Source organism: Pararhodobacter aggregans (genome assembly GCF_003075525.1).
GTDB lineage: Bacteria > Pseudomonadota > Alphaproteobacteria > Rhodobacterales > Rhodobacteraceae > Pararhodobacter > Pararhodobacter aggregans.
The window spans coordinates 73885-90670 of the sequence record NZ_QDDR01000015.1 but is presented as its reverse complement, the minus strand read 5'-3'; the positions used below and the strand labels follow the sequence as shown (position 1 = coordinate 90670).

Below are 16786 nucleotides of genomic sequence, written 5' to 3'. Positions count from 1 at the left end.
GCCGGGATCAACGGGGCGCGCGCCGGTCCGGGTTCAGGGAGGCCATGCCGCGCCGCGCGCGCGTCCTTGCGCGCCGGGCCGGACCGCGGGCGGTGGCGGGCGATCGGGCGGGCGGGGCGGATACCAGTCCCATGCGACGCCCGCGCGAGGCGGCTGATTGTCGCCCGGGCACCGGCATGGTCGATGGTGACGAGGCCTTGGGGAGCGCGCGGCTTCAGGCCCGCGCCTCGCTGCTGCACGGGGATCTCGTTGCGGTGAAGGGGCGACATATGGGTCGGCGAGCCGTCGAGCGCGCGGGACGGGCGCGAGAGCGGCTGGCATGGCGGATCTGCCTGAGGCCATAGACAGCTGCCGGGCGACCTGGACTTTTCATCGGGCCCGGGGAGATACCCGGACCCCGCCCGAGAGAGGTGCCCGTTGCGGGATGAAAGGGGCCGTGGCTGCGGCCCGTCAGGTGCGCAACAGCCGCTGTCGATCCGGTCCTCGCGCATCAGGCCCCGGGCGAGGTGGCGTCCCGGCGGACGTCGGCGGGGGTGCGCGGCGACAGGAGCCGGGGTCGGCGGTTTCATGAGGGGCGGGCAAGGCCGCCGGAGACCAGCCGCGCCGCCCGACCCCCGAGGTGACCGGCAAGGCGACGCGTCCGGATCTGCCCGGTCCGACGCCGAGACGATGCCCGGCTCCGCCGCCGCAGCCACTCTGCGGGGTGTTTGGCGAGACGCCATAAGGCGCGCTGCGGTTGGAGGAGACGGAAGGCCGAGGCGGGCGGGGCAATGGCCTTGTGCCTTGGGCGGGAGGTGGCAAGACCCATCCGGTGCAAGGTCTCCGTTGATGGCGTGGCCGCGTCGGTCAGGGGGTTGTTCCGAAGCGCAGCAATCCCGCCTACAGATTGCGCTACAAGCGGTGGTTTGGAGCCGGGGCTTTGCGGATGCGTCGGGGGGCCGGGCAGGCCGAAGGCTGCCACCCGAGCGGTGGGGAGTGCCGGGAGGGCGCACAGCTCCGCTCAAGGGCAGAGGGGGAGCCCCGAAGTGCTGCGATCCCGCCTGCTGATTGCGCCACAAGTGGCGGCTTGGGGCAGGGGCGAGCCGGGCGCGTTGGGGGCTGGTCGGGCGGAAGCTTGCCGCCCGAGCGGTGGGACGCGTCGCGGGGGCGGGTGGCATGGGACCGTTCCAGGGCATGGGGGAGCCCCGAAGCGCTGCAATCCCGCCTGCTGATTGCGCCAAAAGTGGCGGGGAGAAGCGGGGGCGTTCCGCGAGCGTTGGGGGCTGGTCGGGCGGACTCTTGCCGCCCGGGCGGTGGGGGGCCGCGGGGGCGGGGCGCTCGGCTCTGCGCAAGGGGAAGGGTAATCCCGAAGCGCTGCAACTCTGCGCCGGGATTGCGCCACAAAAGGCGCTGCGGGCGAGACGCCGGGGGCATTCCGGGCGCGTCGGGGGAGCGGTCGGGCGGAAGGCTGCCACCCCGACCGGTGGCGCGCGTCCGAAGGGAACCAGGCAGGACTACCCCACCAGAACCGGGCCGCTGACAGCGGCATCTCATTGCGCCACAAGCGGCGGTGGGGGGTGGCCACGGCCGGGGCGGGCGGCGACCTGGGCGCCGGGGGCGATCAGCGGGGGCGAGGCGTTCAGGACCTCCCGCGCGAAGCCCGAGGCGATCTTGTAGCGCGCCATGAATTCGTCGCGCTCGGCCTTCGGGATCACCGCGTCGATCGAGTCGAAATCGCCGCCGCAGCGGGCCTCGACGATGCGCAGCAATTCGAACGGACCTTCGTTTCGGTTGCGCATCACCAGCGCCGCGACCGGCCCGCAAAGCTGGTCGTCATATTGGTGCAGCGCCCGGGCCGTGACCCCCCGTTCGACCATCGCGGCGCCCAGGACCCGGGCGTCGATGATCGCCTGGCTGGCGCCGTTCGAGCCCGCCGGGAACATCGGATGCGCGGCGTCCCCCAGCAGCACCACCCGCCCGTCGCGCCAGGTCGGGACCGGGTCGCGGTCCAGCAGCGGGTTCTCATAGACCGCATCGGCGCCGCGCATCAGCGCCGGCACGTCGATCCAGTCGAGCGCCCAATCCGCGAATTGCGGGACGAAACCGGCGGCGTCGACCGGGTTGAACCAACTGCTGTGCCGCCGCGCGGCGTGGTCGTCGATGCGGAGCCCGCCGATCCAGTTGATCCGCGCCAGCCCGTCGCTGCCCAGATGCGAGATCGGGAACACGGCGATCCGTTTGTCGCCCTCACCCATGCCGATGAAGGTGGACCGGCCACGCAGCGGCTTGGCCCGGGTGACGCCGCGCCAGAGCACCGCCCCGCCCCAGTTCGGCGGCGGCTGGTCGGGGTACATCTGCGCGCGGATCGCCGAATGGATGCCATCGGCGCCGATCAGCACATCGCCCGTCGCCTCGCGCCCGTCCTCCAGCAGCAGCGTGACCTGTCGCCCCGATTGCCGGTAGCCCCGGGCGCGGGCGCCCAGCACCACCGCCTCGGCCCCCAGTCGGCGGACCACAAGGTGATAGAGCAGCATGTGCAGCAGCCCGCGGTCGACCGAGAATTGCGGCCAGCGGTAGCCCGCCACCAGGCCACGCGGTTCCGAGACGATCACCTGACCGTTGCGCGCCACCAGCGACCATTCCTGCAACGGCACGCCGACCGAATTGAGCGTGGCCCCGGCCACGCCCAGATCATAAAGTTCGCGCACCGCATTGGGCTGCAGGTTCAGGCCCACGCCCTTGGGGCGCAACTCGCGCACCGTTTCGAAGACGGTGCAGGGAACGCCGATCTGGTGCATCGTCAAGGCAGTCACCAAACCGCCGATGCCACCGCCTGCAATCAATACTCTCGGCATGGGTCCTCCGGTCGGTCAGATCCCGAGGCTACCAGCCGAGAGTCAACGCAAGGTGAATCCGCGCCGCATGTTTGCGGGCCGGTTGAGCCGGGCTATTCGGCGACGATGGCATTCTCCAGCCGGCCCACGCGCTCGATCTCGACCACCACGCGCTTGCCGGGTTCCAGCAGCACCGGCGGCTGGCGCACGAAACCGACGCCGCCGGGCGTGCCGGTGGCGATCACGTCGCCCGGCTGCAATTCGGCGAATTCGCTGCAATAGGCAATCAGCGTCGGGATGTCGAACAGCAGGTTGCCCAGCGTGCTTTCCTGCATCACCGCCCCGTCCAGCAGGCAGCGGATCGTCAGGTCGTCGAGCGGGCCGACCGCCTCGGGCGTGACCATCACCGGGCCCAGCGGTCCGCTCTTGGGAAAGTTCTTGCCGGGCGTCCATTGCCCGGCCTTCATCTGCCAGTCGCGCATCGAGATGTCGTTGAAACAGGCGTAGCCCGCGACATGCTCCATCGCCCGGGCCTTGGCGATATGGCGTCCGCCCCTGCCGATGATAACCGCCAGTTCCGCCTCGAAATCGACGCTGTCGGAATTGGCGGGTTTGGGCAGATCTTCGTCATGACCGGCGAGCGAGGTGGCCCAGCGGGCGAAGACGATCGGCTCCTTGGGGTATTCCTTCTGGATCGCGCCCGCCGTCTCGGCCCGGTGGTCGCGGTAATTCAGGCCGATGCAGAAGACCTGCGGCGCGTCGGGGAGCACGGGGGCATAGCGCAGCCCGTCCAGCGGCAGGGCAGGGGCCGCGCGCAGCCTGTCGGCCAGCGCCGCCAGATCGCCCGCCAGATGCTGGCGCAGCGTCTCGCCCGGGGCGGCGAGGTGGATGGCCTCGCCCTCGACCAGACCGAAGCGCAGGGCGCCCTGGTGATGGATTGTCGCGAATTGCATGGCGGCTCCTCCGGGTTGCCTGCCCCGGGTGATCGCCCGGCCCGGGGGGCAGGGTCAAGCGCCCAGTCCCGCGTTCATCAGTCCCGCCCTCGTCAGTCCAGCGTCCGGCGGAAGCGGAACAGGGCGACCAGCGCGAAGCCCAGAACGAAAAGCGTCAGCGCCGCCAGCGAATCCGCCACCTCGGCCGCGGTGGCGCCCTTCAGCATGACCGAGCGGATCAGGCGCAGGAAATGGGTGAGCGGAAAGATCTCGCCCAGCCATTGCGCCCAGGTCGGCATGCCCCGGAACGGGAACATGAAGCCCGACAGCATCAGCGAGGGCAGGAAGAAGAAGAACGTCACCTGCATGGCCTGCATCTGCGTGCGCGAGACGGTGGAGATCAGATAACCCAGGATCACCAGCGCCAGCACGAAGAGGAAGACGCCCCCCAGGATCAGCGACAGCGAGCCGACCAGCGGAATCCCGAACAGGACCCGGGCCGCCAGCAGCACCACGACCACCTGCACCGCGCCCACCGCCAGATAGGGCAGGACCTTGCCCAGCATGATCTCCAGGGGCGTCGCGGGCATCGACAGCAGGTTCTCCATCGTGCCGCGCTCGATCTCGCGGGTCAGCGCCATGGAGGTCATCATCACCATGGTCAGTTGCAGGATCACCCCCAGCAGGGCCGGGACGATGTTGTATTGGGTGATGCCCTCGGGGTTGTAGCGGCGGTGCACGACGATCTCGACCGGGGCGGCGGCGGGCGGGCGCCCGGCCTCGCTCGCCAGGGCCGAGGCGGCGACGGTCGAGAGGGTGGAAATGGCGCCCGAGGCCACCGAGGGGTCGGTCGCATCGGCCTCGATCAGCATCTGGGCGGTGTCGCCGCGCTCGATCCTTCGGCCGAAATCCGAGGGCACGGTGACAACGAAACTGACATCGCCCCGGGCGATCATCACCTCGGCCTCGCCCGCCGTCGCATCGGGGGCGACGAAGCGGTAATAGCCGGTCAGCTCCAGCGCGCTGACCATGGCCCGGGTGAAACGGTCCTGCGTCGGCGCGACCAGGGCTGCGGGCAATTCCTTGGGGTCGGTGTTGATGGCGAAACCGAACAGCATGAGCTGCACCAGCGGCACGCCCAGCATCATGGCGAATGTCAGCCGGTCGCGGCGCATCTGGATCGTCTCCTTGCCCAGAAGCGCGCGGAGCCGACCGAGGGAAAAGCCGATCCTCATGCCATGTTGTCCGTGCTGGTGCCCATCAACTGGATGAACACGTCCTCCAGCGAGGTCTCGGCCGGTTCCGCCTTGCAGCCGGTCGCGCGCGCCACCTCGGCCACCGTCCGGGCCAGCGCCGCGCCGTCCTTGCCCACCACATGCAGCGTGGCGCCGAAGGGGGCGATCTGGTCGACACCGGGCGCGCCCTTCAGCCGCTGCGCCGCCGCGGCCGTGCCGGGGCCGGTCAGCACCATGGTGGTCAGCCCGGCGTCGCGCACCACCTCGGCCACACTGCCCTGGGCGATCAGATGACCATAGCTGATATAGGCGATGCGGTGGCAACGCTCGGCCTCGTCCATGTAATGGGTCGAGACCAGCACCGTCAGCCCGCCCTGCGCCAGCCGGTGGATCTCGTCCCAGAACTCGCGCCGCGCCTTGGGATCGACGCCCGCGGTGGGCTCGTCCAGCATCAGCAGGTCGGGTTTGTGCATGACGCAGGCGGCCAGCGCGAGGCGCTGCTTCCACCCGCCCGAGAGCTTGCCCGCCAACTGGTCGCGGCGGCTGGTCAGGCCCAGATCCTCCAGCGTGTCGCGCACCGCCGCATTCACCGGCGACATGCCGTAAAGCCCGGCCACGAAACGCAGATTCTCCTCGATGGTCAGATCCTCGTAGAAGCTGAACTTCTGGGTCATGTAGCCGACCCGCCGCTTGATCGCGCCCCGCTCGCGCCGGATGTCGAGGCCCAGCACCCGCCCCTCGCCCTCGTCGGGTTCCAGCAGTCCGCACATCATGCGGATGGTGGTGGTCTTGCCCGAGCCGTTGGGGCCCAGAAAGCCCATGATCTCGCCCCGGGCGACGGCCAGCGTCACCGCGTCGACCACGGTTCGCGCGCCGAACCGCTTGGTCAGACCGCTGACGCTGATCGCGGGCTCGCTCATTCGGCAGCGTCCGGTCCCGCGCCGGGCAGGGCCACGTCGACGATCTGACCGGGGTTGAGGCGCGTGCCGTCCTCGGGCGCGGCCTCGATCAGATAGACCAGCGTCTGCCGGTTCTCGAGCGAATAGATCACCGGCGGGGTGAATTCGGGCTGGTCCGAAATATAGGTGATGCGCGCGCGCAACCCCTCGGCGCAGCCGTCACAATGCACGGCCAGCGCGTCGCCCACCCGGATCCCGGACACCCGCGCCTCGGGCACATAGAGCCTGAGCTTGACCGCGCCCTCGCCCAGCACCGACAGGACCGGGGCCGAGGGGCCGGCGATCTCGCCGGGCTGGCGGATCACATCGACGACCGAGACCGGCATCGGCAGGCTGAGCACCCGCTGATCGAGCGCCCATTGGGCCCGGTCGCGCGCCGCCCCGGCCGCGCCGAGGCTCGCCTCGGCCTGGGCGATGGCCTGGGGGCGGGCGGGCAGGCGGGCAACAGCCAGCTGCGCCTCGGCCTGGGCGACGGCGGCCTCGGCCACCTCCAGCGCGGTGACCGCGTCTTCGAGCTGGGCATCGGTCGCGACGCCGCGGTCGGCCAGTTCGGTGAAACGCTCGCGCCGCCTCTGCGCCTCGTCCCGCTGGGCCCGGGCCGAGGTCAGATTGGCCTCGATCACCCGGATCTCCTCGGGGCGCGCGCCCTGCAGCAGGTCGGTGAGCGCGGCCTCGGCCCGGGCGAGATTTGCCCCCGCCTCGGCCAGCGCGATCTCGGCGTCGCGGCTCTCCATCGTCGCCAGCACTGCACCCGCCGCAACCCGGTCGCCCCGCGCCACCAGCACCTCGGCCACCTGCGCGGTCTGCACCGGGGCCACGAGGGTGTAGATCCCCTCGACATAGCCGGTGGCAAAGGGCGGCGGCGGGGCGCAGAGCTGAAACAGCGTGGCGGCCAGTGGCAGGGAACAGAGAAAGCTCATGGCATGCTCGCAAGACCCGGTGCTCGGGCCCTCGATCCTGCGGCAGCGGGGCTGCCGAGGCAAGCGCCCGCCACGCGCAATCAGCCCCTTGCATGGGCGGCGGCCCGCCTGCCCGGGCGAATTGCAGCTTTGACTTGCAACTCCCGGATGCTACATTTGACGATCTCTAATTCGGCTAGGGTCTTTATTCCTGTCAGGGGGCGTGCGTGACACCGGCTCAGGATGCAATCGGTGCCGAAGCGCTGTCCACGGTCGTGGGCCTGCTGATGCAGCGCTCGGATGTCTGCGCCAAGGTGATCGACCGCGACGGGCAGGTGACCACGATCAACCGCCGGGGACTCGACCTGCTCGACACCACGCGCGAGGATGTCTGCGGCCAGCTCTGGGTCGAGTTCTGGGAAGGCGAGGATCGCGCCGCCGCCAAGGCCGCGGTCGAGGTGGGCTTTGCCGGCAAGGCCTGCGAATTCGTCGGCACCTTCCGGACCGAGGGCGCCCGCAGCGCCTGGGAAATCGAGATCCTGCCGCTGGAATGGCGCGACGGGGCGGTGCATTCGCTGCTGGTGCTGTCGACCCGGCTTGGCGCCCCGCTTGACGGCGCGCCGCTGGCGGCGCCGCATCCGGGCGTCCTTGCACAGCGCCAGCTGACCGAGGCTTTCCGCGTGCTGGCGGCGGTGGCGGATCTGTCGACCAGCGGCGCCGAGCAATTGCGCCACGGCCCGCTGGAGGGCGACGGGGCCGAGGATCTGGCCCGCGCGCTGGAAGAGGCCGGCCGCCGCGCCTCGCAGGCGATCGAGGATCTGGGCGCGCTGCTGGGCACCAATGCCCGCACGCCGGCGATGGCCGGGAACGGCGAGGGCTGAAGCCGCGACAGGCCCCCGGGGGAGGGCAGGCCGGTGCCTGCGCCGCCGCGGCTGTCAGCCGACCGCCTCGCCCATCCTCTCCCGCATCCGCGCCTTGTACTCGGCCCAGCGTTCGGCGCGGAAGCGGCCGAGGGCCGCGGCCTCCTCGGCGCTGATCGGCGTGAAGGCGACCCCGTCCCCCGGCCGCAGCTGGGCAAAGGCATCGAGGTCGTCGTCCAGCACGGTGGCAATCTTGGGATAGCCGCCGGTCGTCTGGTGATCGGCCAGCAGCACCACGGGCACCCCGTCGCCCGCCACCTGCACCGAGCCCCGGACAATTGGTTCGGAGGGGATCGACAGCGCGTCCCCCAGTGCCAGCGCCGGGCCCTTCAGCCGCACGCCCATCCGGTCGCCCTGCGGCGTCAGGACCCACGGGCCCGCGGCGAAAGCCTCCAGCGCCTCGGGCGCGAAGCAATGGGCCTGCGGGCCCATGACCACGTGCAGGCTGTGGCGGGGGCGGGCGCTGACCGGGCGGGGCAGGTCGCGCGGCGGCACGACCTCTGCCGCGGCCACGACCCAGTCCTGGCCGGCCTTCAGCACCCCGCCGCCCAGGTTCGACGACGCCAGCGTTGCCGCGCTTCCCAGCCAGCGCGGGGCCTGCAAGGTCCCGGCAAAGGCCAGATAGGCCCAGGCGCCCCAATGCCCGCGGCGGATGACCAGCCTTTCGCCCGCCTCGATGGTCAGCACCTGCCACGATCCGGTCTTGCGCCCGCCCGCCCCGACCACGCCCGCCCCGACCACGCCCGTCTCGACCAGGAAGGCGCCGCCGGTCACGGCGAGGCTGACCCGGCCCGAGAGGCATTCCAGCGTCAGCCCGCCCAGCGAGACCTCGATCACCGGCGAGCCCTCGGGCCGGCCCAAAGCCAGATTGGCCAGCGCCAGCGCCTTGCGGTCCATCCCGCCCGAGGCCGGGACGCCGAAGCGCATCATCCCCGGCCGCCCGCCATCCTGCACGCTGACCAGCGGCCCCGCCTGCACCACCCGGAAAACCGCCTCAGCCATGGGATGCCCCGTTCTCGGCCTCGAACTCGGCCAGCGACAGGCGGCGGAACCGCACCCGGTCGCCGACGCCGAAGAGGAACGGCCGGTCCTCGTCGCCGGTCAGTACCTTGACCGGCGAGCGGCCGAGGATCCACCAGCCGGTCGGCATGGTCAGCGTGGTGATGAGGCATTGCGCACCCGCCACGATCACCGAGCCCGCGGCGATGCCCCGCACCGGCGCCGTCTTGCGGTCCAGTCGCAACTCCGGCGGCACCCCGGCCATATAGGCGTAGCCCGGCGCGAAACCGTAGAGGTACACCCGGTAATCGCCCGCCAGATGCGCGGCGATCACGGCGTCCTGCGACAGGCCGGTCTTCTCCGCCACCGCCGCCAGATCGCGGGCGAAAGGCGCCTCGTAACAGACGCCGACCTCATGGGTGACAGGGGTATGGTCAGGCGCCGCCGCCTGATCCAGCAGGCCGGTGACCTGCGCCTCGACCGTTGCGTGATCGGTCACGGCGGGGTCGAATTCGACCAGCAGGTTGACGAAGGCGGGCACCCATTCGCGGATCCCGGGGCAGGGCGCGGCGGTCAGGGCCGCGTCCAGCCGCAGCACGGCGGCATGGGCGGCATCGTCCAGCGCCCGGGCGAATTCGACCAGCAGCGCATGGTCGGCCACCGGGGTGAAACGGGGCGCGGTCACAGGAAGCTCGCGAGGCTCACGCCCGCTGCGCTGAGCCGCGCCCGGACCTCGCGCGCCATGGCGACGGCGCCGGGGCTGTCGCCATGCACGCAGATCGAGGCCGCCTGCAGCGGGATCGGATCGCCGCCCACCACCGCCATGCGCCCGGTATCGAGGAAGCGCAGCAGGCGCTCCGCCGCCTCGGCCGGGTCATGGATCATCGCGCCCGGCTGCGAGCGCGGCACGAGGCGGCCGTTCGGCAGATAGCCGCGGTCGGCGAAGATCTCGGCGAAGACGGGGATGCCCGCGGCCCGCGCGGCCAGCTCCAGCTCGGTCCCCGAGATGGCGAGGAAGGCCAGATCGCCGGGCAGCGCCCTGACCGCCGCGACGATGGCATCCGCCGCCGCCCGGTCGTCGGCCGCGTGGTTCGAGAGCGCGCCATGCGGTTTGACATAGCGCACCCTCGCCCCGGCCAGCGCCGCGACACCGACCAGCGCGCCGACCTGCGCCGCGACCATGCGGCCCAGCTCGGCCGGGGCCATGGGGATGACCCGGCGGCCGAAGCCCTCGCGGTCGGCATAGCCCGGATGGGCACCGATCACGACGCCCTTGGCCGCCGCGGTCCTGAGCGTGGTGAACATCGTCTCGGGATCGCTGGCATGCCCGCCGCAGGCGATATTGGCCGAGGTGACGACATCCAGCATCGCCGCGTCGTCACCCATCGACCAGGGGCCGAAACTTTCGCCCAGGTCGGAATTGAGGTCGATCTTCATGGTATTCCCCCGATCCTGCCCGCCAACCAATCGCCAAAACCCCGCCGCGTCAAGGGCTTGCGGTCAGTCGAGCGCCTTGTCGCTGGCGTCGGCCTCGCCCAGGATCCAATAGCCCGCCGCCTTGATCCAGCCCTTGGGATGCCCCTTTTCGCCCTCGATATGGTCGCGCAGCGCGCGGGCCACCCTGGCCTCGGCGGCGATCCAGACGAAGCCCTTGCCCTCGGGCAGGCTGAGCGCCCGGGCGGCGTCGAGCAGCGGCGCCGGGTCGGCGGCCTCGCTCACCGGGCGATGGACCCAATGGGCGCGGTGGCTGGCGGCACTCTGGAAGAGCTGCTCGTCGGCCGCGCCGGGGACGGCGCCCAGCGTCACCACCTGCACCCCGGCGGGCAGTTCCTCGACCCAGCGGCCCATGGCGGGCAGGCCGGTCTCGTCGGCGATCAGCAGATACCAGTCGAAGACCGGCGCCACCACGGCCGAGCCCCGCGGCCCCGCCACGGTGATCGTGTCGCCCTTGGCCGCGCCCAGCGCCCAGGCGGTGGCCGGACCCGCGTCATGGACGGCGAAATCCACCACCAGACGGCGGGCGGCATTGTCATAGCTGCGCGGCGTGTAGTCGCGCATCTCGGGCGCCTCGGCCCCGGTGTCGAGCAGCAGTTTCAGGTGGTCGTCGGGGGCGAGGCTGGTGAAATCGGCCAGATCCTCGCCTTCCAGCACGATGCGGATCATGTGCGGGGTCAGTTCGCTGACCGAGTGCACGGTCAGCTGACGGCGCCGGATCTCGTGACGGTGGCGGGTGATGATCGGTTCCATGGTCATGTCCTTGAGGGCCCGGGCGGATCCCGGGACGCGAGAGGGGCTGTCGGCTCCCGCGATCCTGACCGGACCGGGTGGCTGGCGCAGGGCGGCAAGGCGCCGCCCGTCGCAGCCGGAGATAAACCCTCGCGCGCCCGGCGACCAGCCGTTCATCACCCGTTGTGCGCGCGATCAGCCGAGCGCCGGGTTGACCGGCACCACGATCCGGCCGCGGACCTGACCGTCCAGAAAGCGCGGCGCCACGGCGGGCACCTCGGCCAGCGGCACCTCGGTCACCATGGCCTCGAGCTTGCTCATGTCCAGTTCCTGCGCCAGCCGCTGCCAGGCGGTCAGCCGGTCGGGCAGCGGGCACATGACGCTGTCGACACCGGCCAGCGTCACGCCGCGCAGGATGAAGGGAGTGACGGTGGTCGGCAGGTCGCGCCCGCCCGCCAGACCGCAGGCCGCCACGACGCCGCGATAGGCCATCATCGACAGGACATTGGCCAGCACCACGCCGCCCGCCACATCGACCGCGCCCGCCCAACGCTCCTTGCCCAGAGCGCGCGGCGTGCCGGTCAGTTCCGCCCGGTCCAGGACCGAATTCGCCCCCAGCCCGGTCAGATACCCGGCCTCGGCCATCCGCCCGGTGACGGCCGCCACCCGGTAGCCGCGCGCCGCGAGCAGGGCCACCGCCACGCTGCCGACCCCGCCCGAGGCGCCGGTCACCACCACCTCGCCCGAGGCGGGTGTCAGGCCATGCGCCTCCAAGGCCATGACGCAGAGCATGGCGGTATACCCGGCGGTGCCGATCGCCATCGCCTGCTTCAGGCTGATCCCGTCCGGCAGTTTCACCAGCCAGTCGGCGCTCAGATGCGCGCGTTCGCCCAGCCCGCCCCAGTGCTTCTCGCCCACGCCCCAGCCATTCAGCACCACCCGGTCACCGGGTTGCAACGAGGGCGCGCGGCTTTCGCGGACGATGCCGCTGAGGTCGATGCCCGGCACCATCGGAAAGCTGCGCACCACGGGCGCCGCGCCGGTCAGCGCCAGCGCATCCTTGTAGTTCAGCGTCGACCAGGCGACCTCGACCGCGACCTGGCCGTCCTCCAGCGCGGGCAGGGTGACGTCGGTCAGGCTGGCGCTCTGGCCGTCGTCGGTCTTGTCGATCAGGATGGCACGGGTCATGAGGGTTCCTTCCGGGTGACGAGCCGCAGGAATGCGGCGATGAATAGGCGCAGGGGCGCCGGGCCATGGTCGAGCCGGGCGCGCATCACCGCCCCCTCCCAGCCGATCCAGAACAGCGCGGCCAGGGCCTCGGGGTCTTCGCAGGGGTCGATCTGCCCCGCCTCCTGCGCCGCGCGCAGGCAACGGGCGGTGTCCTGCTGCCAGAGCGCCAGCACCGCCTGCAACCGCTCGCGGAAATCTCCGGGCAGGGCGGTGACTTCCTGTCCCAGATTGCCGACCAGACAGCCGCGCCGGTAGTCATGCGCCGCCATCCCGGCCTCGACCTCGGCCGCGAAGGCGGCAAGGCGGTCGAGCGGCAAAAGATCGCCGCGCTCCAGCGAGCGGGCCAGCAGGCTGCGGAAATACGCGCCATAGGCCTCGATCAGCGCGGCGCCAAAGGCCGCTTTCGAGGGGAAATGGTGGTAGAACGAGCCCTTCGTCACCCCGGCCGCCGCAAGGATCTGATCCAGCGCCGCCGCGCCATAGCCGAATTCGGTCAGATGCCGCAGCCCGGCCCGGATCAGCGCCTGACGCGCCGCCTGATCGGCGGGTTCAAGCGGCGGGCGGCCACGGCGGCGGGGGGCGGGTGAGGTCGTCATGGGCATTTATTAGACCGTAAGGTATGTAAAATCAACCCCGCTGAACCGAGGCCGGAAATTGGCCCGAAAGGCATTTTTTATGCTTGTTTTTCAATGGTTGACGCCGCAATGCAGCAATTGCGGGTTGCACTGGGGGGCGATTGCCCTAGTCTAGAGGAAGGGTCCGGCGGCGGATCCGAGCGGGCCTTTTGCCTGCGCTTCCCCCCGCGCGACGCGCTGCCTGCGTGTTCTGCCCCCGCCGCATCGCCCCGACCCGGGGCAAACTGGGCGCGCATCTGACAACCGGATCGACCTTTGCAGGCTCCCCCAGCAGGAGGCCCCATCACCCGTGCTTGCGCCAGATTTGCACTCCTCTCTTCCCCCGATCGCCGCGCGCCGATTCACGCTGGCGACCGATCTTGACGGAACCTTCCTCGGCGGCAGCGACGCCGACCGCGCCCGGCTCTATGGCTGGATCGAGGCCAACCGCGCCTCGATCGGCCTGATCTTCGTCACCGGCCGCGACCCGGCGTTCATCCTGTCGATGTGCCGCGAGCAGGGGCTGCCCTGGCCCGAATACGTGGTGGGCGATGTCGGCACGACCATCGCCGAGGTGACCGCCAACGGCATCGCGCCGCTGCCGGGACTGGAGGCCGAGATCGCCGCCGCCTGGGCCGACAGCGGTCCCCGGGTCCGCGAGGCGCTTGCCGGACATCCGGGCCTCAGCCTGCAACCAACGCCCTTCCGCTACCGGGTGAGCTATGACCTCGACGCCCAGGCCTTCAACCCCTCGGCCCAGGCCAAGGTCGAGGCGCTGGGCCTCGACTGGCTGGTCTCGGACGACCGTTTCTTCGACGTGCTGCCGAAAGGCATCTCCAAGGGGCCGTCGATCCGCCGCCTTGTGGCGCATCTGGGCATCCCCGAGGACCGCGTCCTCTGCGCCGGGGACACGCTGAACGACCTCAGCATGCTGGCCTCGGGCCTGCCCGCCGTGGCGGTGGGCAAGTCGGAACCGGCCCTGACCCGCGCCCTTGCCGGAGTAAGGACCGTCCATCACGCCCGCGCCCCCGGCGCCGCCGGCATCCTCGAAGCCGTCGCCGCCTTTGACCTTCACGCCCTGCCGAACGGAGCCTGACCTCATGCCCTCGAACCTCGTCATCGTCTATCACCGCCAGCCCTATGAAGAAGTCGAGATCGACGGAAAGATCGAATTCCGCGAGAACCGCAGCCCCAACGGCATCGTGCCGACGCTGAAAAGCTTCTTCGGCCGGGTCGACAAGGGCGCCTGGATCGCCTGGAAACACGCCGACGACCCCTCGAACCCCGACTTCGAGCGGGTGGTCGAGATCGACGACCAATACGGCCATTACACCGTCTCGCGCCTGCCGCTGACGCCCGAGCAGGTGACGAGCTTTTACCATGTCTCGTCGAAAGAGGCCTTCTGGCCGATCCTGCACGGCTTCAAGGAGCGCTACAATTACGACCCCGTCGACTGGCCGACCTTCCGCGAGGTGAACTGGGCCTTCGCCGAGGCCGCCGCCGCCGAAGCCGCCGAGGGGGCCGTGGTCTGGATCCACGACTACAACCTCTGGCTGGTGCCGGGCTATCTGCGCACCCTGCGCCCGGATGTGAAGATCAGCTTCTTCCACCACACGCCGTTCCCGAACGCCGATCTGTTCAACGTGCTGCCCTGGCGCAAGGAAATCCTGGAAAGCCTGCTGACCTGCGATGTCGTGGGCTTCCACATCCCGCGCTACGCCAACAATTTCGTCTCGGCCGCGCGCTCGCTGCTGGAGGTGGAGACGCTGAAGCGCGAGAAGGTCTCGGCCGAATTCTCGGCGGAAACCACGGCACTGTCGGAGCAGAGCGTGGTGACCGAGATCGGCTATCAGGGCCGCGTGGTGCGCCTGCAGGCCAGTCCGGTCGGGGTCGATGCCGGCTATATCGGCAAGGTCGCGGCCAGCGACGAGACGGCCGAGCGCCTGGCGCGGATCCGCCAGCAGATGCGCGACCGGCGGCTGATCCTGTCGGTCGGGCGTACCGATTATACCAAGGGCGGGATCGAGCAGCTGCAGAGCTTCGAACGCCTGCTGGAAGCGCGCCCCGATCTGCGCGGCAAGGTGCGGCTCATGCATGTCTCGGTCGCGGCCAATGCCAACATGACCGCCTACGAGGAAATCCAGCGCGATCTGGAGGCGCTGGCGGGCAAGATCAACGGCCGCTTCGGCAGTTTCGACTGGCAGCCGGTGGCGCTGATCTCGCGCCCGGTGCCGTTCACCGAGCTGGTCGCCTATTATCAGGCGGCGGATGTGGCCTGGATCACGCCGCTGGCGGACGGGATGAACCTGGTGTGCAAGGAATTCTGCGCCGCGCGGGGCGATGGCGACGGGGTGCTGGTGCTGTCGGAATTCGCCGGGGCTGCGGTCGAGCTGGCCTCGGCCGTGCACACCAACCCCTTCTCGCACAAGTCGATGGACACGGCGATCCAATACGCTCTGGCCATGCCGGAAGAGGAACGCCGCGGCCGCATGAAGGCCAACCGCGAGAGTGTCCGCCGCCGCGACGTCCGCTTCTGGGCCGACGACCAGATGCAGGCCTTCGGCGACGAGGTGCAGCCGCGCGAGCCGGCGACCGCCAAATCGGCCGCCTGACCGGTTCCGGGCGCTGTCAGACCAGCGCCCGGATCAGGCCGATCGCCGCCATCGCCATCAGCACGCCGATGGTGATGCGGCGAAAGCGGGCCGGATCGGCGCCGACGGCCAGCCTTGCGCCCCACCAGCTGCCGATGACCACGAAGGGGACCGACGCGGCGGTGGCGATCAGGACCGCCGTGTCGATCTTCCCGGCCAGCCCGAATTGCACGAAGGTCATGCCGTCGAGCAGGACGAAATAGGCCAAGAGCGTCGCCCGGAACACCAGGGGCGACAGCCCCAGCGCGGCGGTGACCATCACCGCGGGCGGTCCCGCCACCCCGGCCGGTGCCACCAGCCCCGAGACCACGCCCATGCCCAGCGTCGCGCCCTTGCCCGCGCCGGGCGGCAGCACCCAGCCCCGCAGCATCACCAGCGACGCCAGCAGCACGATCCCCGAAATGGCGATCCGGGCCGTCGCCTCGTCGACATGCGGCAGGATCAACAGCCCCGGCAGCAGCCCCAGCAATGCGCCCAGCGACAGCCGCCAGGCGGTCGGCCAGTGGATGTCCGGCCAGGCGGCGCGGCCATGTTGCAGGCAGAGCACCAGATCGCCCAGCACCGCCATCGGCACCAGCGCCAGCGGGTTGGTGACGAAGGCCCCGGCCGCCACCACCAGCACCGGATAGCCAAAGCCGGAATAGCCCCGCATGAAGGCCGAGGCAAAGACCACCAGGGCCATGAAGGCCAGCGCAAGCGGGCTCAATCCGAGGAACGCATCCATGGGGCAGCGGCCTTTCTGTCAGAAGAACTGGAAGCGGCCGGTCTCGCGCCAGCGCAGGAAGGCCTGAAGCGAAGGGTATTCCGGCCGGGTGAAATCCTCGGCCGGGATCCCCACCGGGTCGACGAAGCGAAAGCCCGCGGCCTCGCCGTCGTTCGAGGCAGGCGTGCCGCCCGGCGCGCTGGCATGGGCCAGGATCGAGACGCCCTGCACCTGATCGCCGTTGGGATAGGTGAAGCATTCGGTCGCGGGGTCCGACGAGATGCCGAAGATCTCGATCTCGCCGAGGTTCAGGTCCGTCTCTTCCCGCACCTCGCGCCGCATCGCCTCGGCCAGCGATTCCCCCAGTTCCATGGCGCCCGCGGGCAGCCCCCAGTCGCCGGTATCCTGCCGCCGCAGGATCAGGACGCGGCCCGCCGCATCCTCGATCACCACCCGCACGCCGATCACCAGCAGCGGCCGGTGACCCACCAGAGCCCTGATCTGCCCGAGGTAACTGTCTGCGAAACTCATGAAGGCCTCCCTCGCCGCCAGCGATACGCCCTTCGACGCGGGGCCTCAAGCCGGGGTGTGGAGGTCCCGCCGCC

Annotated in this window: 16 protein-coding genes; 3 read left to right on the top strand and 13 right to left on the bottom strand. The window is 70.7% G+C overall.

The window, feature by feature from the left end; translation table 11 throughout:
* Window positions 1–1529 precede the first annotated feature (1529 nt).
* The 5 genes from DDE23_RS21795 to DDE23_RS21775 all read right to left on the bottom strand — a co-directional run bounded on the left by DDE23_RS21795 (window position 1530) and on the right by DDE23_RS21775 (window position 6859).
* The gene (locus tag DDE23_RS21795) at window positions 1530–2834 is read right to left on the bottom strand and encodes a flavin-dependent oxidoreductase (protein ID WP_107750114.1); all 1305 of its coding nucleotides are present in this window, start codon (window positions 2832–2834) and stop codon (window positions 1530–1532) included.
* Window positions 2835–2926: 92 nt separating this feature from the next.
* Entirely contained in the window at window positions 2927–3766 is an 840-nt protein-coding gene (locus tag DDE23_RS21790) for a fumarylacetoacetate hydrolase family protein (protein ID WP_107750115.1), read from the bottom strand.
* 92 nt (window positions 3767–3858) lie between these two features.
* Complete coding sequence (locus DDE23_RS21785) at window positions 3859–4980, bottom strand: ABC transporter permease (RefSeq protein ID WP_107750116.1); 1122 nt, start codon at window positions 4978–4980, stop codon at window positions 3859–3861.
* Window positions 4977–5900 (bottom strand): ABC transporter ATP-binding protein, encoded by a 924-nt coding sequence (locus tag DDE23_RS21780; protein ID WP_107750117.1) that lies wholly within the window; start codon window positions 5898–5900, stop codon window positions 4977–4979. The genes DDE23_RS21785 and DDE23_RS21780 overlap by 4 nt, the downstream gene beginning before the upstream one ends.
* Complete coding sequence (locus DDE23_RS21775) at window positions 5897–6859, bottom strand: HlyD family secretion protein (RefSeq protein ID WP_107750118.1); 963 nt, start codon at window positions 6857–6859, stop codon at window positions 5897–5899. Before DDE23_RS21775 ends, DDE23_RS21780 begins: the two co-directional genes overlap by 4 nt.
* Window positions 6860–7065: 206 nt before the next feature.
* Between DDE23_RS21775 and DDE23_RS21770 the strand changes: the two genes are divergently transcribed.
* Window positions 7066–7719, top strand: coding sequence for a PAS domain-containing protein (locus DDE23_RS21770; RefSeq protein ID WP_133239604.1), 654 nt, complete (start codon window positions 7066–7068; stop codon window positions 7717–7719).
* Between the two features lie 54 nt (window positions 7720–7773).
* Here the strand turns inward: DDE23_RS21770 and DDE23_RS21765 are convergent, their stop codons facing one another.
* From DDE23_RS21765 to acuR, 6 genes are all read right to left on the bottom strand, one after another.
* On the bottom strand, window positions 7774–8760 hold the full coding sequence (locus tag DDE23_RS21765; protein WP_107750120.1) for a 5-oxoprolinase subunit C family protein: 987 nt from the start codon (window positions 8758–8760) through the stop codon (window positions 7774–7776).
* Window positions 8753–9442, bottom strand: a complete 690-nt coding sequence (locus DDE23_RS21760) for a 5-oxoprolinase subunit B family protein (protein WP_202863306.1) — start codon at window positions 9440–9442, stop codon at window positions 8753–8755. The genes DDE23_RS21765 and DDE23_RS21760 overlap by 8 nt, the downstream gene beginning before the upstream one ends.
* On the bottom strand, window positions 9439–10194 hold the full coding sequence (locus DDE23_RS21755; RefSeq protein WP_107750121.1) for a LamB/YcsF family protein: 756 nt from the start codon (window positions 10192–10194) through the stop codon (window positions 9439–9441). Before DDE23_RS21755 ends, DDE23_RS21760 begins: the two co-directional genes overlap by 4 nt.
* Window positions 10195–10257: 63 nt before the next feature.
* On the bottom strand, window positions 10258–11004 hold the full coding sequence (locus tag DDE23_RS21750; protein ID WP_107750122.1) for a siderophore-interacting protein: 747 nt from the start codon (window positions 11002–11004) through the stop codon (window positions 10258–10260).
* A gap of 174 nt (window positions 11005–11178) precedes the next feature.
* On the bottom strand, window positions 11179–12171 hold the full coding sequence (gene acuI / locus DDE23_RS21745) for an acrylyl-CoA reductase (NADPH) (RefSeq protein WP_107750123.1): 993 nt from the start codon (window positions 12169–12171) through the stop codon (window positions 11179–11181).
* The gene (gene acuR, locus DDE23_RS21740) at window positions 12168–12809 is read right to left on the bottom strand and encodes an acrylate utilization transcriptional regulator AcuR (protein ID WP_238150085.1); all 642 of its coding nucleotides are present in this window, start codon (window positions 12807–12809) and stop codon (window positions 12168–12170) included. The genes acuI and acuR overlap by 4 nt, the downstream gene beginning before the upstream one ends.
* Before the next feature lie 328 nt (window positions 12810–13137).
* Between acuR and DDE23_RS21735 the strand changes: the two genes are divergently transcribed.
* Together DDE23_RS21735 and ggpS are read left to right on the top strand one after the other, a co-directional pair.
* Window positions 13138–13923: an HAD-IIB family hydrolase gene (locus DDE23_RS21735; protein WP_238150084.1), complete on the top strand. Its 786-nt coding sequence runs from the start codon at window positions 13138–13140 to the stop codon at window positions 13921–13923.
* A gap of 4 nt (window positions 13924–13927) precedes the next feature.
* On the top strand, window positions 13928–15439 hold the full coding sequence (gene ggpS, locus DDE23_RS21730; RefSeq protein WP_107750126.1) for a glucosylglycerol-phosphate synthase: 1512 nt from the start codon (window positions 13928–13930) through the stop codon (window positions 15437–15439).
* A gap of 16 nt (window positions 15440–15455) precedes the next feature.
* On the opposite strand, the gene DDE23_RS21725 is transcribed toward ggpS, so the two are convergent.
* Window positions 15456–16202 carry a sulfite exporter TauE/SafE family protein gene (locus tag DDE23_RS21725; RefSeq protein ID WP_107750127.1) on the bottom strand — a complete coding sequence of 249 codons (747 nt, stop codon included), beginning with the start codon at window positions 16200–16202 and terminating at the stop codon, window positions 15456–15458.
* An 18-nt stretch (window positions 16203–16220) separates the two neighbouring features.
* A complete protein-coding gene (locus DDE23_RS21720) occupies window positions 16221–16712 on the bottom strand; it encodes an NUDIX domain-containing protein (protein WP_107750128.1) in 492 nt (163 codons plus the stop codon).
* Between the last annotated feature and the right edge of the window lie 74 nt (window positions 16713–16786).